This is a genomic window from Geodermatophilus sp. SYSU D00684 (assembly GCF_054050455.1).
Genome location: NZ_JBJGZI010000006.1, coordinates 103,326 through 121,775 on the forward strand (window position 1 = coordinate 103,326; position 18,450 = coordinate 121,775).

The 18,450-nt window shown below is 74.7% G+C and carries 18 protein-coding genes and 3 tRNA genes; 7 read left to right on the top strand and 14 right to left on the bottom strand.

Translation table 11 applies throughout. The features are described 5' to 3' along the window. Positions 1–12: 12 nt before the first annotated feature. Positions 13–783 (bottom strand): helix-turn-helix domain-containing protein, encoded by a 771-nt coding sequence (locus ACI79L_RS05900; protein ID WP_456935872.1) that lies wholly within the window; start codon positions 781–783, stop codon positions 13–15. A gap of 178 nt (positions 784–961) precedes the next feature. On the opposite strand from ACI79L_RS05900, the gene ACI79L_RS05905 reads away from it, so the two are divergent. Further along, entirely contained in the window at positions 962–1,213 is a 252-nt protein-coding gene (locus tag ACI79L_RS05905; RefSeq protein ID WP_456935873.1) for a hypothetical protein, read from the top strand. A 45-nt stretch (positions 1,214–1,258) separates the two neighbouring features. Here the strand turns inward: ACI79L_RS05905 and ACI79L_RS05910 are convergent, their stop codons facing one another. The 10 genes from ACI79L_RS05910 to ACI79L_RS05955 form a co-directional block, all read right to left on the bottom strand. Further along, a complete protein-coding gene (locus tag ACI79L_RS05910; RefSeq protein WP_456935874.1) occupies positions 1,259–1,570 on the bottom strand; it encodes a hypothetical protein in 312 nt (103 codons plus the stop codon). Positions 1,571–1,586: 16 nt separating this feature from the next. Then, positions 1,587–3,269, bottom strand: coding sequence for a sodium:solute symporter family protein (locus ACI79L_RS05915; protein ID WP_456935875.1), 1,683 nt, complete (start codon positions 3,267–3,269; stop codon positions 1,587–1,589). 21 nt (positions 3,270–3,290) lie between these two features. After that, the gene (gene galK, locus ACI79L_RS05920) at positions 3,291–4,454 is read right to left on the bottom strand and encodes a galactokinase (RefSeq protein WP_456935876.1); all 1,164 of its coding nucleotides are present in this window, start codon (positions 4,452–4,454) and stop codon (positions 3,291–3,293) included. Further along, complete coding sequence (galT, locus tag ACI79L_RS05925; RefSeq protein ID WP_456935877.1) at positions 4,451–5,539, bottom strand: galactose-1-phosphate uridylyltransferase; 1,089 nt, start codon at positions 5,537–5,539, stop codon at positions 4,451–4,453. The genes galK and galT overlap by 4 nt, the downstream gene beginning before the upstream one ends. Before the next feature lie 130 nt (positions 5,540–5,669). Next, positions 5,670–5,742, bottom strand: a tRNA-Glu gene (locus ACI79L_RS05930). A gap of 114 nt (positions 5,743–5,856) precedes the next feature. Further along, a tRNA-Glu gene (locus ACI79L_RS05935) sits at positions 5,857–5,929 on the bottom strand. Positions 5,930–5,974: 45 nt separating this feature from the next. After that, a tRNA-Gln gene (locus ACI79L_RS05940) sits at positions 5,975–6,046 on the bottom strand. A 61-nt stretch (positions 6,047–6,107) separates the two neighbouring features. Next, positions 6,108–7,382, bottom strand: a complete 1,275-nt coding sequence (locus ACI79L_RS05945; RefSeq protein ID WP_456935878.1) for a CPBP family intramembrane glutamic endopeptidase — start codon at positions 7,380–7,382, stop codon at positions 6,108–6,110. After that, a complete protein-coding gene (gene gltX, locus ACI79L_RS05950; RefSeq protein WP_456935879.1) occupies positions 7,379–8,884 on the bottom strand; it encodes a glutamate--tRNA ligase in 1,506 nt (501 codons plus the stop codon). The genes ACI79L_RS05945 and gltX overlap by 4 nt, the downstream gene beginning before the upstream one ends. Further along, positions 8,881–9,693, bottom strand: a complete 813-nt coding sequence (locus tag ACI79L_RS05955; protein ID WP_456935880.1) for a fumarylacetoacetate hydrolase family protein — start codon at positions 9,691–9,693, stop codon at positions 8,881–8,883. The genes gltX and ACI79L_RS05955 overlap by 4 nt, the downstream gene beginning before the upstream one ends. Before the next feature lie 54 nt (positions 9,694–9,747). Between ACI79L_RS05955 and ACI79L_RS05960 the strand changes: the two genes are divergently transcribed. From ACI79L_RS05960 to ACI79L_RS05980, 5 genes are all read left to right on the top strand, one after another. Then, positions 9,748–10,128 (top strand): VOC family protein, encoded by a 381-nt coding sequence (locus tag ACI79L_RS05960; protein WP_456935881.1) that lies wholly within the window; start codon positions 9,748–9,750, stop codon positions 10,126–10,128. A gap of 48 nt (positions 10,129–10,176) precedes the next feature. Beyond that, the gene (locus tag ACI79L_RS05965; RefSeq protein ID WP_456935882.1) at positions 10,177–10,506 is read left to right on the top strand and encodes a putative quinol monooxygenase; all 330 of its coding nucleotides are present in this window, start codon (positions 10,177–10,179) and stop codon (positions 10,504–10,506) included. A gap of 112 nt (positions 10,507–10,618) precedes the next feature. After that, positions 10,619–11,731 (top strand): sensor histidine kinase, encoded by a 1,113-nt coding sequence (locus tag ACI79L_RS05970; protein ID WP_456935883.1) that lies wholly within the window; start codon positions 10,619–10,621, stop codon positions 11,729–11,731. Continuing rightward, the gene (locus ACI79L_RS05975) at positions 11,728–12,381 is read left to right on the top strand and encodes a response regulator (protein WP_456935884.1); all 654 of its coding nucleotides are present in this window, start codon (positions 11,728–11,730) and stop codon (positions 12,379–12,381) included. Before ACI79L_RS05970 ends, ACI79L_RS05975 begins: the two co-directional genes overlap by 4 nt. A gap of 80 nt (positions 12,382–12,461) precedes the next feature. Next, positions 12,462–12,872 (top strand): hypothetical protein, encoded by a 411-nt coding sequence (locus tag ACI79L_RS05980; RefSeq protein WP_456935885.1) that lies wholly within the window; start codon positions 12,462–12,464, stop codon positions 12,870–12,872. A 47-nt stretch (positions 12,873–12,919) separates the two neighbouring features. Here ACI79L_RS05980 and cimA read toward each other — a convergent pair whose 3' ends face one another. The 3 genes from cimA to serA form a co-directional block, all read right to left on the bottom strand. Further along, complete coding sequence (gene cimA / locus ACI79L_RS05985) at positions 12,920–14,512, bottom strand: citramalate synthase (protein WP_456935886.1); 1,593 nt, start codon at positions 14,510–14,512, stop codon at positions 12,920–12,922. Between the two features lie 270 nt (positions 14,513–14,782). Then, on the bottom strand, positions 14,783–15,805 hold the full coding sequence (locus ACI79L_RS05990; RefSeq protein ID WP_456935887.1) for a 3-isopropylmalate dehydrogenase: 1,023 nt from the start codon (positions 15,803–15,805) through the stop codon (positions 14,783–14,785). Positions 15,806–15,820: 15 nt separating this feature from the next. Further along, positions 15,821–17,422, bottom strand: coding sequence for a phosphoglycerate dehydrogenase (gene serA, locus ACI79L_RS05995; RefSeq protein ID WP_456935888.1), 1,602 nt, complete (start codon positions 17,420–17,422; stop codon positions 15,821–15,823). A gap of 194 nt (positions 17,423–17,616) precedes the next feature. On the opposite strand from serA, the gene ACI79L_RS06000 reads away from it, so the two are divergent. Beyond that, on the top strand, positions 17,617–18,429 hold the full coding sequence (locus ACI79L_RS06000) for a hypothetical protein (protein ID WP_456935889.1): 813 nt from the start codon (positions 17,617–17,619) through the stop codon (positions 18,427–18,429). Positions 18,430–18,450: the final 21 nt, after the last annotated feature.

Here is an 18,450-nt window from a genome sequence, read left to right on the forward strand (position 1 = left end):
GCGCGGACCGGGTCAGCCGCCCCACCGCACCACCGGCTGACCCGGTCCCGGCCCGTACGGCAGGCACCGGGCGGCCGCCTCGGCGACGGTGTGCGTGCCGCACTTCTCCCGGATGTGCTCGGTGTGCTTGCGCACCGTGCCGACGGCGATGCGCAGCGCCGCGGCGATCTCCTCGGCGTACAGCCCCGCGCCGGCCAGGCCGAGGACCTCCCACTCGCGCGCGGTCAGCCGCGGCACGCCCGCCCGGCGGTGCTCGGCGTCCAGCCACAGCTCCAGCAGGTGCGGCCGGGCCAGCTCCAGCACCCGCCGGTCCCGCTCGCCGAACGGGGTGCGGCCGGAGCGGAGGAACAGCAGCACCGGGGCCTCGCCGAGCGGCGCGCGCAGCGGCACCACCAGCTCGCCGGGCACGTCGGTGGTCACCTCGGGGTGCCGCGGGCCGCCGCCGTCGCCCGGGGAGAGGTCCGCGGCCGACAGCACGCGGCGCAGGACGCGCTGGGGCTGCGGCCCGACCAGCGGCGAGCGCAGCCCGCCGGAGGAGCCGGTCAGTGCGTCCTCGCCGGCGCGCTCGACGCCGCGGGTCCCGTCGACCAGCACGCCCTGGACGACGACCGTCCGGAGGTCGCGGTGGTCGACCAGCCGGGCGGTCAGGTCGAGGTCGGCGGGGACCAGGCGCAGCAGCCCCTCGAGCAGCTCCCAGGGCAGCACCGGCCCGGGGTCGAGAGCCCGCGCCGCCCGGAGCAGGGCGAGCAGGTCCTCGGCGTCCCGCGCGCGCAGGTGCCCCATGGCGGACCCCCCGTCGGCCGTGCCGGTCACGCTAGGCCGCCCGGCGGCGCCCGCGGGATACGCACTCTGACGTATTCCGCCCGCGGCGGCGGAGGCGCAGCGTCGTCGTCCCCGGGTGTGCCACGCCCGGGCCCGGCGCCTCAGGGGCGGCACGGCCGCACCCGGAGAGGGGCTCCCGATGACCGTCCCCGTCCACCACCCGGCCGGCGCGTGGGCCTCCACGCACCGCATGCTCATCGCCGTCGTCGCCGTCCTCATGGCGGCCGCCGTCACCGTCGGCATCGTCCTGCTCGTGCAGCTGAGCAGCGACGAGCCCGTGACGGGGACGACGCCCCCGGCCGAACCCGCCGTCGAGGACACCGGCGGGGTCCCGCCGTCCGTGGAGATCTGCGGCAACCTGGAGTCGGTGGCCGCCGCGCTGCTCTGCTGAGCGGCGCCCGGGCCCGCCGTCCGTGGGGACGGCGGGCCCGGGGGGTCAGTGCCCGGGGACCGTGCGGCCGCTGCCGTCGTCCTCGGGGTCCTGCCGGTCCGGCGGGGCCTCGACGACGATGGGGCGCAGCCGCGACCACAGCGCGAAGGCGGCCGCGAACACGAGCATGGCCAGGCCCGCCCACAGGTTGGCGTTGACGTCGCCGGTCTTCTCCTGCTCGGCCGGCGAGTTCCCGAACAGGCCCGCGAGGACCAGCACGACGCCGTAGAAGCCGATGAGTGCGGCGATGACGTTGCGGACGTCGAACGCGCCCGCCTGGTGCGCCGGAGCGCCGGAGCGCGAGGTGCTGCTGCTCATGACCGGACTCCTGCCGTCAGCGGAAGATGACATTGAGGATGATGACCATCACCAGCGAGATGCCGGCGAGCTTGGTCGGCGACTGGTACCAGGGCAGCCGGTGCGCGTCGGGGTCGGTCCGCTGCTCCTTCGGGGTCTCGGAGTAGACCAGCCCGGCGAGCTGGGCCACCGGCTTGGGCGCGGTGACCTGGCTGACCACGACGCTGACCACGATGTCGACGAGGAACGCGGCGCTCGCGGCGACGAAGCTCGCCCCCTGACCGCTGAGCGGGAGGACGCCCAGTGACGCCGTCCCGAACGCGTCCTCGCTGAGGAACGCGACCGTGACCGCGGCCAGCGTCCCGGACACCAGGCCCGCCCAGCCCGCGGTCGGCGTCATCCGCTTCCAGAACATGCCGAGGATGAACGTGGCGAACAGCGGGGCGTTGAAGAAGCCGAACAGCGTCTGCAGGTAGTCCATCAGGTTCGTGTAGCCCGACGCGATGATCGCCGTCCCGATGGCGGCCACGGTGGCGCCGACGGTCGCCCACCGGCCCACGACCAGGTAGTAGTGGTCGGGCCGGTCCTTCTTCACGTACTGCTGCCACAGGTCGTAGCTGAAGACCGTGTTGAAGGCGGAGATGTTGGCCGCCATGCCGGCCATGAAGGCCGCCAGCAGGCCGGCGAGCGCGACACCGAGCAGGCCGTTGGGCAGGGTGTCGCGGATCAGCATGAGCAGCGCGTTGTTGTAGTCGAACTCCGCGTCGGCGTTGGCACGGGCCTCGATGACCTCCGGCACCAGGACCGTGGCGATGATGCCCGGGACCACCACGATGAACGGCACGAACATCTTCGGGAAGGACCCGATGACCGGCGTGCTGCGCGCCGCGGACATCGACTTGGTCGCCATCGCCCGCTGGACCTCGACGAAGTTCGTCGTCCAGTAGCCGAACGACAGCACGAACCCGAGGCCGAAGACGATGCCGATCACCGACAGGACCGGGTTGCTGATCCCCGACAGCTCCGTGGCCGGCCACGAGCTGAGCTCCTCGGCGCGTCCGGCGTCGGTGACCTTGTCGACCAGACCGTCGACGCCGCCGACGCGGTGCAGGCCGATGAGGGTCAGCGGCAGCAGCGCGGCGATGATGACGAAGAACTGCAGGACCTCGTTGTAGATCGCCGCCGACAGCCCGCCGAGGGTGATGTAGCTGAGCACGACGGCCGCCGCGACGATCAGCGACACCCACAGCGGCCAGCCGAGCAGGGCGTTGACGATCGTGGCCAGCAGGAACAGGTTGATGCCGGCGATGAGGATCTGCGCGGTGGCGAAGCTGAGCGCGTTGACCAGGTGGGCGCCGGTCCCGAACCGGCGGCGCATGAACTCCGGGACGCTGCGGACCTTCGACCCGTAGTAGAAGGGCATCATCACCACGCCCAGGAACAGCATGGCCGGGACCGCGCCGATCCAGAAGTAGTGCACGGTGCTCATGCCGTACTGCGCGCCGTTGGCCGACATGCCGACGATCTCGACCGCGCCCAGGTTGGCCGAGATGAACGCCAGGCCGGTGATCCAGGCGGGCAGCGAGCGGCCCGACAGGAAGAAGTCCAGGCTGTCGGACACCCGCCGGCGGGCGGCGGCGCCGATCATCAGCACGACGGCGAAGTAGACGGCCACCAGCAGGTAGTCGACGAACCCCGCGTCCAGTCTCAGGTCGTCCACTCGGGCCTCCCTCGGGTCAGGTCAGGACAGGCGGCGGGCCCCCGCGGAGGGGACCACGACGTAGGAACGGGTGGCGCCGGCGCGCCCGGTGACCGCGGCGGCGACGTCGTCGACGAGGGCGGCGTCGACGAGCGCGACCGCGCTCCCGCCGAAGCCGCCGCCGACCATGCGTGCGCCGTGCGCCCCGGCGGCCAGCGCCGTCTCGACGATCGCGTCGAGCTCGGGCACCGACACCTCGAAGTCGTCGCGCAGTGAGGCGTGCCCGGCGGTGAGCACCGGGCCGACCTCCCGCGGGTCGCCGCCGGCGCGCAGCAGGCCGACGACCTCCTCCACGCGGGCGTTCTCGGTGACCACGTGGCGGGCCCGGCGCCGCAGCAGCGCGCCGCGCGCGGTGCCGTCGTCCAGCGGCGCGAGGGCGTCGACGCCGGGCACCTCGCAGAGCAGGCCGACGCCGAGCCGCCGGGCGGCCTCCTCGCACTCGCGGCGCCGGTCGCCGTAGCCGCCGTCGGCGTGGCTGTGGGTGGTGCCCGAGTCGACCACCAGCAGCGCCAGGCCGGCCGCCGCGAGGTCGAGGGGCACCTGCTCGCTGCCGCGGTCGCGGGTGTCCAGGTGCAGCGCGTGCCCGGCGGTGCACAGCACCGACGCGGACTGGTCGAGGATCCCGGTGGGCGCGCCGACGAAGTCGTTCTCGGCCCGGCGGGCGACGTCGACCAGCTCGTCGGGGCCGAGGTCGAGGCCCAGCAGGTCGCGCAGGGCGACGGCGACGGCGCACTCCAGCGCCGCCGACGACGACAGCCCCGCGCCGGCCGGGACGTCGCCGTCGACCAGCAGGCTCAGGCCCCCGGGCACCGCCTCGCGCAGCTGGTGGACGACGCCGGCCGGGTAGCCGGCCCAGCCGCCCGGGGTGCCGGACTTGAGGTCGGCGACCGCGACGTCGGCGTCGGCGCCGGGGTGCTGGGCGGAGACGAGGACGAGGCGGCCGTCGTCGCGGCGGGCGACCGCGGCGCGGGTGGTGTGCGGCAGGGCGACCGGCAGCACGTGACCGCCGTTGTAGTCGGTGTGCTCGCCGATGACGTTGACCCGCCCGGGCGCGGCCCAGACGCCCTCGGGCGCGGCGCCGAACCGCTCGGTGAACGCGGCGACGGCGCGGGCCGCGGCCTCCTCGTCGGTGGGCAGCCCGCTCACGGGACCACCACGTTGCGCAGCTGCTCGGCGACGTCCTCGGGGTTGGTGTCGGTGATGAACGCGCCCATCCCCGACTCCGAGCCCGCCAGGTACTTGAGCTTGCCCGGCGCGCGGCGCAGCGAGAACAGCTGCAGGTGCAGCCACCAGTCCTCGCGGCCGGTGTGCACCGGCGCCTGGTTCCACGCGGCGATGTAGGGCAGCGGGGTGTCCATGCGGTGCGCGAAGCGGCCGAGGACGTCGAGGTAGACCTCGGCCAGCGCGTCCCGCTGCGCGTCGTCGAGGGCGGGCAGGTCGGGCACCCGGCGGGTGGGGAACAGCTGCACCTCGTAGGGCCAGCGGGCCGCGGCCGGGACGAAGGCCACCCAGTGCTCGTTCGCCGCCACCACCCGCGGCCCGGTGCGCTCGGACTCCACGACCTCGGCGAACAGGTCCCCGCCGGTCCCCTCGCGGTGCCGGCGCACCGAGGCGAGCACCTTCTCCACCCGCGGGGTCACGAACGGGTAGGCGTAGATCTGCCCGTGGGGGTGCGACAGCGTCACCCCGATCTCCTCACCCGAGTTCTCGAAGCAGAAGACCTGCTCGACGCCGTCGATGCCGCCGAGCTCCGCGGTGCGGTCGGCCCAGACGTCGATCACCAGCCGCGCGCGGTCGCGGCCCAGCCCGGCGAAGTGCTGGTCGTGGTCGCTGGTGAACAGCACCACCTCGCAGCGGCCGAACCCGGGGCGCAGCTCGGCCAGCGGGGCGCCGGGCGCGGTGGGCGGCACGTCGCGGTCGACGGCGGTCGACAGCGACGGGAAGCGGTTCTCGAAGACGGCGACCTGGTAGTCCGCCTCGGGCACCTCGGTGGGCCGGCCGGGCCGCGAGGGGCACAGCGGGCACTGGTCGGCCGGCGGCAGGAAGGTGCGCGTCTGCCGGTGGGCGGCGATCACGACCCACTCGCCGAGCAGCGCGTCCCGGCGCAGTTGCGAGCGGGTGCCGACGGGGGGCAGGTCGCGGGTGTCCTCGGCGACGCGGGCGGGCGTGCCGTCCGCGTCGAAGTAGACGATCTCGCGGCCGTCGGCCAGCCGTCGACTGGTCCGGATCACCAGGTCCGCCTCCGTTCCCGGCCCGGGATGGGGCCCTGGGAACGCTACGTCCGCTCGCGATCATGGGCCACTCGGGGGGCCCGGAACGGCGCAGGGCCCCCGGCCGGTGGCCGGGGGCCCTGCTGCGCTGTAGCCCCGAAGGGATTCGAACCCTCGCTACCGCCGTGAGAGGGCGGCGTCCTGGACCGCTAGACGACGGGGCCGGACGGCGACCATCCTGGCACGCCCAGCAGCGGCACCCGCGACCGGGTCCGGGCGGCCGGCCCCCGGGAACGGCGAGAGCCCCCGGCCGGTGACCGGGGGCTCTCGCTGCGCTGTAGCCCCGAAGGGATTCGAACCCTCGCTACCGCCGTGAGAGGGCGGCGTCCTGGGCCGCTAGACGACGGGGCCGTGCGGTGGTGCTGGTCGTGCTGTTGAGGAGGTGGTGCTTCCTCGCTGGGGTACCAGGACTCGAACCTAGACTAACGGAGCCAGAATCCGTCGGGCTGCCAATTACCCCATACCCCAAGGTTTGGCCGGCACCTCGCGGCGCCGGAGAAGACGATACCCGACGTTCCCGGAGCACGTGTCACCACCCCCCGGTCCGCGGGTCGACGGCCGGGACGCGCAGGTCCAGCGCCCCGGTCAGGGTCTCGACCCGCAGCCGCCGGCGGGAGGCGGCCACGACCGCGACGTAGGCACCCATCGACACGAGCGTGACCAGCAGGTACAGCAGCCCGACGCCGGCCGGGACCTCCTCCGTGGCGACGTCCTCGCCGAGCGTCCCGGCCAGGAGGAACACCAGCACGTTGTTGACCGCGTGCAGCACGATCGCCGCCTCGAGGCCGCCGGTGAGGAAGACCACTGCCGAGGCGGCCAGCCCGAAGGCGAACCGGTCGAGGAAGGTGACGACGTCGCCCGGCGCGTGGGCCAGCGAGAACAGCGCGGCGGTGACCACGGCGGCCACCACCGCGCCCGTGCGGGGGCTGCGGATCCAGCCGGCGATCGCCTGGCTCAGGTAGCCGCGGAAGACGTACTCCTCGGCCGCCGACTGCAGCGGCGTGGTGAGCACCACGACCAGCAGCAGCCAGGCCAGGTCGTCGACCGGCCCGGTGACCTCGCCGTCGTCGAGCAGGTAGCCGAGGGTGACCGAGAGAGCGATGCCGACGCCGAGGGTGGCCAGCGCGCGCAGGGTGAGCGGCGCGAGCAGCCGCCAGCGCAGCCGGGCGAGCACCGAGGACGACCACCCCGGTGCCATGCCGTGGGCGGCCACCCAGGCCAGCCAGACGATGGGGATCGCCACGATCAGCGAGAGGTTGGTGAGCAGCAGCACGCCGGGGTCGACCAGGTCGAGCAGCTGCAGGTCCGGCGAGACGCCGGTGAGGAGCACGGCGAGGACCACGACGAACGCGGCGACCCCGTAGGCGACGGTGAACAGCAGCAGGCCCAGCAGCGGCCGCCACCAGCCCCAGTCCCGCGCGCGCATCGCGAGCAGGTAGGGCTGCGGCTCGTCGTGCGGCGGCGTCCCGGGCGGCGGCGCCAGCGCGACGCCGGGCGGGAACGGCGCGGGCGGGAACGGGGCGTACGGGTGGGGGCCGGGTGGGAACGGCCCCGGGGGGAACGCACCGTGCCCGGCCGGCCCGTGCGGGCCGGGCGGCAGCGGCACCGGGCCCAGCGGCCAGGGCACCGGCCCGGCCCCCGCTCCCCCGGCCGGCGCCCACGGCGCCGCCCCGCCACCGTACGGCGTGCCCGGGACCTGCGGCGGCGCCCCGTACGGGCCGGTGGGCGGCGGGCCGGTGTAGGGCTCGTCCTCCGGGGCCGGCGGGCGGTCCGGGGGCGGCGGTCCCCAGGGCGGGACGGTCACCCCGCCGTGTCCCCCGTCGGGCCCCCGGTGGTCGCCCGGGCCGCCGCCAGCCGGGCCAGGGTGCGCTCGCGGCCGAGCAGCTCGATCGACTCGTACAGCGGCGGGGAGACCGTGCGGCCGCTCACCGCCACCCGCACCGGCCCGAACGCCTGCCGCGGCTTGCGGCCCAGGCCCTCGACCAGCGCCGCCTTGAGCGCCTGCTCGATGCCGGCGGGGCTCCAGTCGGCCAGGTCGCGCAGCGCGTCGGCGGCGGCGTCGAGCACCGCGGCGTCGTCGGGGCGCAGGTTCTTGGCCGCCGCGGCCGGGTCGACGGCCACCTCCTCGGTGAAGAGGAAGCCGAGCAGGCCGACGGCGTCGGAGAGGACGACCGTGCGCTCCTGCGCCATCGGGGCGATCGCGCGCAGCACCCGGTCCTGCTCGGCCGTCGGCGGGTCGGCGACCAGCCCGGCGCCGGCGAGGAAGGGCACCACGCGGGCCACGTACTCCTCCACCGGCAACTCGCGGACGTGCGTGGCGTTGATCGCCTCGGCCTTCTTGACGTCGAAGCGCGCCGGGTTGGCGCTGACCCGGGTGACGTCGAAGGCCTCGACCATCTCGGCGGTGGAGAACACGTCGCGGTCCTCGGCGATCGACCAGCCCAGCAGCGCCAGGTAGTTGGCGAACCCCTCGGGCAGGAAGCCGCGCTCGCGGTACACGTCGACGTTGGACTGCGGGTCGCGCTTGGACAGCTTCTTGTTGCCCTCGCCGGTGACGTAGGGCAGGTGGCCGAAGCGCGGGGTGCCGCCGGCGACGCCGACGTCCTGCAGCGCCGCGTAGAGGGCGAGCTGGCGCGGGGTCGAGGGCAGCAGGTCCTCGCCGCGCAGCACGTCGGTGATGCCCATCAGGGCGTCGTCGACGGGGTTGACGAAGGGGTACAGCGGCACGCCGTTGCCGCGCACGAGGACGAAGTCGGGCACCGAGCCCGCGGCGAAGCGGACCTCGCCGCGGACCAGGTCGGTCCACACCAGGTCCTCGTCGGGCATCCGCAGCCGCAGCACCGGGTCGCGGCCCTCCGCGCGGAAGGCGGCCTTCTGCGCGTCGGTGAGGAAGCGGTCGGCGTTGTCGTAGCCGAGCTTGGGGTCCTGGCCGGCGGCCAGCCGCCGCGCCTCGACCTCCTCGTTGGTGGAGAAGGACTCGTACGCGTGCCCGGCCGCGAGCAGCTTCGCCGCGACCTCGCGGTAGACCTCGTGCCGCTCCGACTGCCGGTAGGGGCCGTGCGGGCCGCCGACCTCGGGGCCCTCGTCCCAGTCCAGGCCCAGCCAGCGCAGGCAGTCCAGCAGGTGCCGGTAGGACTCCTCGGAGTCGCGGGCGGCGTCGGTGTCCTCGATGCGGAAGACGAACGTGCCGCCGGTGTGCCGCGCGTGCGCCCAGTTGAACAGCGCGGTGCGCAGCAGGCCGACGTGCACCATCCCCGTCGGCGAGGGGCAGAAGCGGGTGCGGACGGTGCTCGTCGGGGTGGTCATCGCGCACCGCCCGCGGTGGAGGCGGTGTCCGCGCCGCTGACCCCGTTGGTCAGCGTGCCCAGGCCGTCGATCGAGCACTCGACCCGCTGCCCGGGCCGGATCGGCCCGACCCCGGCCGGGGTGCCGGTGAGCACGACGTCGCCGGGCAGCAGCGTCATCACCTGCGAGATGTAGCTGACCAGCGTCGGGACGTCGAACAACAGCTGGCTGGTGCGCCCGGCCTGCCGCGGCTCGCCGTCGACGGTGCAGGTGATCTCCAGGTCGGCCGGGTCCTTGCCCAGGCCGCGCAGGTCGGTCTCGATCCACGGGCCGAGCGGGCAGAACGAGTCGAAGCCCTTGGCGCGGGTCCACTGCCCGTCGGCCTTCTGCATGTCGCGCTCGGTGACGTCGTTGGCGATCGTGTAGCCGAAGACGCTGCCCGGGACCTGCTCGGGGGTCAGGTTGCGCGCGCCGCGGGCGCCGATGACGACGGCGAGCTCGACCTCGTGGTGCACGTTCGTGCTGCCGGCGGGGATGCGGATGGCGTCGCCGGGGCCGATGACCGACGTCGAGGGCTTGAGGAACAGCAGCGGCCGCTCCGGGGCGTCGCCGGTGTTCATCTCCTTCACGTGGTCGGCGTAGTTCTTGCCGACGCAGACCACCTTGCTCGGCAGGATCGGCGAGAGCAGCCGGACGTCGGCCTGGGCGAACCGCTGGCCGGTGAAGGAGATGGTCCCGAACGGGTGGCCCTCGATCTGGGCGACCTGCCCGTCGCCGTCGAGGACTCCGAAGGACATGCCCGAGGGCGAGGCGAAGCGGACGATGCGCACGACGTCGAGGCTACTGACCCCGCGCGCACCCGCCGCCCGCCCTACGGTGACCGGGTGGCCTGCCGCCTGAGCGAGATCGTCGTCGACAGCCGGGACCCCGAGGCGCTCGCCGCCTGGTGGGCCGAGGTGCTCGGCTACCGGGTGCTCGGCCGGGACGACGACGGGGCGGTCGAGATCGGCCCGGAGGCCGGTTTCGGCGGGGCCGCGCCCACGCTGGTGTTCGCCCCGGTGGCCGAGCCCGCCCCCGGCAAGCCGCGGCTGCACCTGGACGTCAACGCCACCGACCGCGACCAGGACGCCGAGCTCCAGCGCCTGCTGGACCTCGGCGCCACCCGGGCCGACGTCGGGCAGACCGGGGAGGAGAGCTGGCACGTGCTCGCCGACCCGGAGGGCAACCCCTTCTGCCTGCTGCGCCGCCGGCTCGACCCGCTGTGACCCTCGACCTGCTCTGACCCTCGACCTGCTCCGTCCAGAGGAGACCCTGTGATCCTGATCGTCATCAAGTTCCCCGTCCGGCCCGACAAGATCGACGAGTTCCGGGCGAAGGCCGACGAGTACGCGGCGGCGGTGAACGCCGAGGAGGGCAGCCTGTTCTTCGAGTGGTCCCGCAGCGTGCTGGACCCGAACACGTTCGTCTGCATCGAGGGCTTCCGGGACGCCGACGCCGGCGCCTCGCACGTGGCCACCCCGCACGCCAAGGCCGCCTTCGACTGGATGTCGGACCTCGTGGCCGAGCAGCCGCAGATCATCTACATCGACGAGCCGTCGGTCCCCGGCTTCGGCCCGATGGGCGAGGTCGAGCCCAGGAGCTGACGCCCCGCGCCGAGCACACGGCAGTGGCCCCCTCCCCCGCCGGGAGGGGGCCACTGCCGTGTCCTCGGCCCGGTGGTTGACCCCGGCGCGGCGACAGCGCGACAGTGACCGGGTGACCCGCGCGCTCGCGGTGCTGACCCTGCTGGCGCTGCTCACCGTCGCGGTCGAGGCCACCGACGACCCCCACCCGCTGCTCGCCGTCGCCCTCGCGACGACGTACGCGGCGCACAGCCTGGTGTCGTTCCCGTGGCTGTCCCGGCAACCGGCCCCGCGCCGGTACTGGCTGACCGGCGGGCACGTGTGCCTGCAACTGCCGCTCGGGGTCCTGCTGTTCGGCGCGGCGCACGCCGGCGTCGGGGCGACCCTCCTGCTGCTGGTGCTGGTCGCCCAGTGCGTGCTGCTGCTCCCCCTGCCCGCCGCCGCGGCGGTCACGCTGGTCGTGCCGCTGGTGCACCTCGGGATGGGGTGGGCCGACTTCGCCCGCAACGCGCTCGGGCTGCTCGGCGCCGCGGTGTTCACCGCCGTCGTGACCGCCCTGCTGCAGCAGGCGCAGCGGGCGCGGGCGGAGCTCGCCGAGGCCAACGGGCTGCTCCGCGGGTACGCCGCCCAGGCCGGGGAGCTCGCCACCACGCGCGAGCGCAACCGGCTGGCCCGCGACATCCACGACGGCCTCGGCCACCACCTGACCGTCGTCCAGATGCAGGTGCAGGCCGCCCGCGCGGTGCTGCCGACCGATCCCGCGCGCGCCGACGAGGTGCTCGCCAAGGCCCAGTCCCAGGCGAGCGAGGCGCTGGCCGAGGTCCGCCGGTCGGTGGCCACGCTGCGGGCGCCGGTGTCCCGCCCGCCGCTGCGCGTGGCGCTGGAGACGCTGACCGGCGAGGCCGCGGCCGCGGGACTCCCCGCCACGCTCGAGGTCACCGGGCCCGAGCGACCGCTGCCGGAGGAGACCGAGGAGTCGCTGTTCCGGTCGGCGCAGGAGGGGCTGACCAACGTCCGCAAGCACGCCGGGGCCACCTGCGCGCGGGTGACGCTGACCTACGGCGGGGACGGCACCGTCCGGCTGGCGGTCCGCGACGACGGCCGCGGCATCCCCGACACCCCCGGGGACCGGCCCACCTTCGGCCTGCTCGGTCTGCGCGAGCGCGCCGCCCGGGTGGGCGGTCGGGTCACCGTCGGGTCGTGCGGCGGGGCGGGCACCGAGCTGCTGGTCGAGGTGCCCGGGTGAGCGCCGTCCGCGTGCTCGTCGTCGACGACCAGGCGCTGTTCCGGGAGGCGCTGGTGACCCTGCTCGGCGCACGGCCGGAGGTCGAGGTCGTCGGCGAGGCCGGCGACGGGCACGAGGCGCTGGAGCGGGCGGCGGCCGTGCGTCCCGACGTCGTCCTCATGGACCTGCACATGCCGGTGCTGGACGGGATCGGCGCGACCCGCCGGCTGCGGGTCGAGCAGCCGCACGTCCGGGTGCTGGCGCTGACCACCTTCGACGACGACGAGGACGTCTTCGCCGCGCTCCGGGCCGGCGCGCTGGGCTACCTGCTCAAGGACGTCTCCTCCGACCGCCTGGTCGAGGCGGTGCTGTCGGCCGCCCGCGGCGAGTCGGTGCTGCAGCCGTCGGTCGCGGCCAAGGTGGTCGCCCGCCTCGCCCAGCTCGACGACGCCCCGCGGCCGCGGCCCCAGCCGCTGGTCGTGCCGCTGTCGGACCGCGAGCTCGACGTCCTCCGGCTGCTGGCCGAGGGCCGCAGCAACCGGGAGATCGCGCGGGCGCTGTACCTGGCGGAGGGCACGGTCAAGAACCACGTGACCAACGTGCTGGGCAAGCTCGGCGCCCGGGACCGCACCCAGGCGGCGCTGCGCGCCCGCGCGCTCGACCTGGTCTGAGGCCGGTCATGCCGGACCGTGACCGGCGGCCGTGACCTCCGGCACGTGGCGGGGACGGCGCCCCGCCCGACCCTCCCTGCATGACGACGCAGACCCCTCCCGAGCAGACCCCCGCCCGTACCCGGCACACCTGGCACCTGGCCCGCCACTACCTGGAGATGGTCGTGGCGATGGTCGCCGGCATGGTGGTCCTCGGTCCGGTCGGGACCTGGCTGTGGCCGGCGCTGGACGACCGCGCCGACGTCCACGCGATCGTGATGGCGACCGAGATGGCGATCGGGATGGCCGCCTGGATGCGCGTCCGCCGGCACTCCTGGCCGGCGATCGCGGAGATGTCCGCGGCGATGTACGTGCCGTTCGTCGTCCTGCTGGTGCCGTACTGGACCGGGACGATCTCGGCGTCGACCCTGTTCACCGCCGGGCACGTGCTGATGCTCCCGGCGATGGCGCTGGCGATGTGGTGGCGCCTGGACGAGTACGCCCACCACTGAGCCGACGCCCCCGTCCCGCCTCCCCCGCGGGAGGCGGGACGGGCGCGTCAGCGGTGGCGGACGGCGTAGGTCAGCGCGTCGACCAGCGCGTGCCAGGAGGCCTCGACGATGTTGTCGTGGACACCGACGGTGGTCCACTCCCCCACCCCGTCGGTGGTGTCGACGAGCACCCGGGTGGTGGCGCTGGTGCCGCCCTTCCAGCCGAGGATGCGGACCTTGTAGTCGGCCAGCGAGACGTCGGCCAGCCGCGGGTACCGGCTGACCAGCGCCTGGCGCAGCGCGTTGTCCAGTGCGTTGACCGGGCCGTTGCCCTCGCCGGTGCTGATGATCCGCTCGCCGTCGACGTGGACCTTCACCGTCGCCTCGCTCATGACGACGCCGTTGGCCCAGTGCTCGACCGTCGTCCGGTAGCTCTCCAGCTCGAACAGCGGGGCGGGGGCGCCGGGCAGCTGGGAGCGCAGCAGCAGCTCGAAGGAGGCGTCGGCGGCCTCGAACGACCACCCCTCGGCCTCGAGCACCTTGACCTGGTCCACCACCCGGCCGACGGCGTCGGCGTGCCCGTCGAGGTCGACGCCGAGCTCGCGACCCTTGAGCTCCACCGAGGCGCGGCCGGCCATCTCGGTGACCAGGATGCGCATGTCGTTGCCGACGACGGCCGGGTCGAGGTGGTTGTACAGCTCCGGGCTGACCTTGATCGCGCTGGCGTGCAGGCCGGCCTTGTGCGCGAACGCCGAGGCGCCGACGAAGGGCTGGTGGTCGTCGGGGGCGATGTTGGCCAGCTCGGCGATGGCGTGGCTGACCCGCTGCAGCTCGGCCAGGCACTCCGCGGGCACGACCGGCAGGCCCATCTTGGTGACCAGGTTGGCCACCAGCGCGAAGGTGTCGGCGTTGCCGGCCCGCTCGCCGTAGCCGTTGGCGGTGCCCTGCACGTGGGTGACCCCCGCCTCGACGGCGGCCAGCGAGTTGGCGACGGCGCACCCGGTGTCGTCCTGGCAGTGGATGCCCAGCCGCCCCTCCACCCGCGACCGGACGTCGGCGACCACCCGGGCCACGCCCATCGGCAGCATCCCGCCGTTGGTGTCGCACAGGACGCCGACCTCCGCGCCCGCGCCGAACGCGGCCCGCAGCACCGCGACGCCGTAGTCGGGGTCGGCGGCGTAGCCGTCGAAGAAGTGCTCGCAGTCGAGGAACACCCGCCGGCCGTGGGAGACCAGGTACGCGACGGTGTCGGCGACCATCGCGAGGTTCTCCTCGAGCGTGGTCCGCAGCGCCTCCCGCACGTGCCGGACGTCGGACTTGGCGACCAGGCAGACCACCGGCGTCCCGGCGTCGAGCAGCGCGCGCACCTGCGGGTCGTCCTCGACGCGGACCCCGGCCTTGCGGGTGGCGCCGAACGCGACCAGCACCGCGTGCCGCAGCTTGAGCTCGCTGCGGGCGCGGGCGAAGAACTCGGTGTCCTTGGGCAGCGCCCCCGGCCAGCCGCCCTCGATGTAGCCGACGCCGATCTCGTCGAGCAGCCTCGCTGTGGCGAGCTTGTCGGCGACGGAGAAGCTGATCCCCTCGCGCTGGGCGCCGTCGCGCAGCGTGGTGTCGAAGACGTGGAAGTCGGTGCTGACGGCGGTCGGGCTGTCGGTGGCCACGGGTGCTCCCGGGGGTTCGACGGCGATCAGGCCCCTGACACGAAGAAGACCCCCCGGGTACGGAGGGTCTGCGCGCGGTCGGGGGTGCTGACCGCGCGCTAGGCGATGATGATCGTGCCGGACAGGTGCATCGCGGCGGAGTCTAGCCCCGCTGCCCGCACGCCGCGGCGCCCGACCTCACTCGGCGGTGCCCGACCTCGCCGTGCAGGGCGGGGCCGGGCACCACGCGGTGAGGTCCGTGCCGGCCGGCGGCCGGGGCGAGCCGCCGGTTCAGCCGCCGGCGAGGGCGGCCAGGCGGTCGCCGACCTCGGCGGTGCGGACCTGCGCCTGCGGATCGCGGGTCGACAGGTCGAAGGCCACGGCGGCGTTCACCTTGCGGGCGAGGTCGCCGGAGCCGAGGTGCTCGAGCAGCAGGCCCACCGACAGCACGGTCGCCGTCGGGTCGGCGATGCCCTTGCCCGCGATGTCCGGCGCCGAGCCGTGCACGGGCTCGAACATGCTCGGGTTGGTGCCCGAGGCGTCGAGGTTGCCGCTGGCGGCCAGGCCGATGCCGCCGGTGACCGCGGCGGCGACGTCGGTGACGATGTCGCCGAAGAGGTTGTCGGTGACGATGACGTCGTAGCGGCCGGGGTCGGTGATGAAGAACATCGACGCCGCGTCCACGTGCTGGTAGGCGACGGTGACCTCGGGGAACTCCGCCGACACCTCCTCCACCGTCCGCGACCACAGCGACCCGGCGTGGGTGAGCACGTTGGTCTTGTGGATCAGCGTGAGGTGCCGGCGCGGCCGCGCGGTCGCCCGCTCGAAGGCGTAGCGGACGACCCGCTCGACGCCGAAGGCGGTGTTGAGGCTGACCTCGGTGGCCACCTCGTGCGGGGTGTCGCGGCGCAGCACGCCGCCGTTGCCGACGTAGGGGCCCTCGGTGCCCTCGCGCACGCAGAGCATGTCGATGGTGCCGGGGTCGGCCAGCGGGCTGCGGACGCCGTCGTAGAGCTTGGCCGGGCGCAGGTTGACGTGGTGGTCGAGCTCGAAGCGCAGCCGCAGCAGCAGCCCGCGCTCGAGGATGCCCGGCGGCACGCCGGGGTCGCCGATCGCGCCGAGCAGGATCGCGTCGTGCCCGCGCAGCTCCTCGAGCACGGAGTCCGGGAGCAGCTCGCCGGTCCGCTGCCAGCGGGTGGCGCCGAGGTCGTAGGGCGTCGTCTCCAGGTCGGGGGCGACGGCGCCCAGGACCTTGAGGCCCTCGGCCACCACCTCGGGACCGATGCCGTCCCCTGCGATCACAGCCAGGCGCATGGCGACGACCCTAGGTCAGCGCGGGTCGAGGTCCGCGGAGCGGGCCTCGCGCGCCCCGATCCGGCCGGCGATGTCGGCGAGCAGGTCGGCGGCCACCGGGCTGTCGACGACGACCGCCATGAGCGCCTCGCCGCCGCGGGTCGTGCGGCTGACCTGCGCCCCGGCGATGTTGATCCCCGCCTCCCCCAGCGCCGCGCCGACGGTGCCGACGACGCCGGGCCGGTCGGTGTAGACGAAGAACAGCAGGTGGCCGGACAGGTCGAGGTCCATGTCGAAGCCGTCGACCTCGACCAGCTTGGGCACCTGGTTCTTGCCGAACAGGGTGCCGGAGACGCACACCTCGCGGCCGTCGGCCATCGCGCCGCGCACCCGCACGAGGTTGCGGTAGTCGGGGCTGTCGAGGTCGCTGGTGAGGGTCACGTCGAGGCCGCGCTGCTGGGCCAGCAGCGGCGCGTTGACGTACGTGACCTGCTCCTCGACGACGTCGGCGAAGACGCCCTTGAGCACGGCCAGCTGCAGCACCGAGTCGTCGAACTCGGCGAGCTTGCCGCGGACCTCGACGGTGACCGACTGGGCCAGCCCGCCGGCGACGGCGGTGAAGACCGTGCCCAGCCGCTCGGCCAGCGGCAGGCCGGGCCGCACGTCCTCGGCGACGACGCCGCCGGCCTGGACGTTGACCGCGTCGGGCACGAACTCGCCCTGCAGCGCCAGCCGCACCGAGTGCGCGACGGCGGTGCCGGCCTTGTCCTGCGCCTCCGTCGTCGAGGCGCCCAGGTGCGGGGTGACGACGGTGTTGGCCAGCGCGAACAGCGGGCTGTCGGTGGTGGGCTCGGTCGCGAAGACGTCGATGCCCGCGGCGCCGACCTGGCCCGAGCGCAGCGCGTCTGCGAGCGCGGCCTCGTCGACCAGCCCGCCGCGGGCGGCGTTGACGACGATCACCCCGCGCTTGGTGGTGGCCAGCTCCTCGGCGCCGATCAGCCCGAGGGTCTCCGGCGTCCTCGGCAGGTGGACGGTGATGAAGTCGGCCTCGCGGAGCAGCTCCTCCAGCGACACCATCCGCACGCCGAGCTGCGCCGCCCGGCCGGGCTGGATGTAGGGGTCGTAGGCGATGAGCGTGGTGCCGAAGGCGGCCAGCCGCTGGGCGACCAGCTGGCCGATCCGGCCCAGGCCGACGACGCCGACCACCTTGTCGGTGACCTCGACGCCCATGAACCGCGACCGCGCCCACCGGCCCGCGCGCAGCGACGCGTCGGCGGCGGGGATCTGCCGGGCGGCGGCCAGCAGCAGCGCGACGGCGTGCTCGGCGGCGCTGACGATGTTCGACGTCGGGGCGTTGACCACCATGACGCCGCGCGCGGTGGCCGCGGCGACGTCGACGTTGTCCAGGCCGATGCCGGCGCGGGCGACCACCTTGAGGTTCGGCGCGGCGGCGAGGGCCTCGGCGTCGATGCGCGTGGCGCTGCGGATGATCACGGCGGCGGCGTCGGCGAGGGCCGGCAGCAGCGCGGACCGGTCGGCGCCGTCGACGTGACGGATCTCGACGTCGTCACCGAGCACCTCCAGCACGCTCGGGGCCAGTTCCTCGGTGATCAGGACGACGGGCGCGCTCGCGGTCACGGGTCCACAGCCTAGGGAGACGGGTGGCCGGGCGGGGTCCCGCGTCGGGGTCCCCGTGATCACCGGGCGGTGACGGTACGCACCAGCCGCCACGACACCCCCGCCCCGGAGGGAGGGCCGCTTGCCCTGCCGGGTGGCCCCCCGCACGCTGGGGCGCGACGCGCCGGGACGAGCCGGCGCCTCCGGAGGAGACCATGACCGACTTCAGCAAGGACAGCGGCGGGGCCTCGGCCTCCGGCCAGGGTCAGCCCCAGGACCCGCCGTACGGCCAGCAGTACGGGCAGCAGGGCCAGGACCAGGGGCAGGGGCAGGGCCAGCAGGGTTACGGCCAGCAGTACGGCCAGGCGGGCTACGGGCAGCAGGGCCACGGCCAGACCCAGCCGTACGGCCAGCAGGGGTACGGCCAGCAGGGCTACGGGCAGCAGGGTTACGGGCAGCAGGGCTACGGGCAGGGCCAGCCCTACGGGCAGCAGTACGGCCAGTACGGGCAGACGGCGCCCTACGGCCAGCAGTACGGGCAGTACGGCCAGGGCGCCGTCCCGGCCAAGCCCGGCGGCGTCGTGACCGCGGCCGTCCTCGGCTTCGTGCTGGGGGCGATCGGCGTCCTGATCAGCCTGCTGCTGGTCTTCGCCGGCGCCGTGGCCAGCAGCGCCGGGGACGAGCTGGACAGCGAGATCCCCGGCTTCGGGTCGGTCGCCGGCGCGGTCGGCGGCGTGATCCTGGTCTTCGGCCTGGTCGCGCTGGTCTGGACCGTCGTCATGATCTGGGGCTCGGTGTGGGCGCTCACCGGGCGCAGCCGCGTGATGCTCCTGGTCGGCGGCTCGATCGCCCTGGCCTTCACCCTGTTCGGCCTGATCGGCAACCTCGCCGACGCCGACACCGCCGGTGCCGGCGGGATCGTCACCAGCCTGCTGTTCTTCCTGGCCGCGCTGGCGATCGTGGTGCTGCTGTCCCTGAAGCCCGCCGCGGCCTTCTTCGCGGCGCACCGCGCCCGCCGCGGTCGCTGAGTCCGCCCGTGGGGGGACGTC

Bases quoted from the DNA above. Each gene is read 5' to 3' on its own strand.
- ACI79L_RS05900 (WP_456935872.1), bottom strand. From the start codon at position 783: ATGGGGCACCTGCGCGCGCGGGACGCCGAGGACCTGCTCGCCCTGCTC.
- ACI79L_RS05905 (WP_456935873.1), top strand. From the start codon at position 962: ATGACCGTCCCCGTCCACCACCCGGCCGGCGCGTGGGCCTCCACGCAC.
- ACI79L_RS05910 (WP_456935874.1), bottom strand. From the start codon at position 1,570: ATGAGCAGCAGCACCTCGCGCTCCGGCGCTCCGGCGCACCAGGCGGGC.
- gltX (WP_456935879.1), bottom strand. From the start codon at position 8,884: ATGACCACCCCGACGAGCACCGTCCGCACCCGCTTCTGCCCCTCGCCG.
- ACI79L_RS05980 (WP_456935885.1), top strand. From the start codon at position 12,462: ATGACGACGCAGACCCCTCCCGAGCAGACCCCCGCCCGTACCCGGCAC.
- ACI79L_RS05990 (WP_456935887.1), bottom strand. From the start codon at position 15,805: ATGCGCCTGGCTGTGATCGCAGGGGACGGCATCGGTCCCGAGGTGGTG.
- ACI79L_RS06000 (WP_456935889.1), top strand. From the start codon at position 17,617: ATGACCGACTTCAGCAAGGACAGCGGCGGGGCCTCGGCCTCCGGCCAG.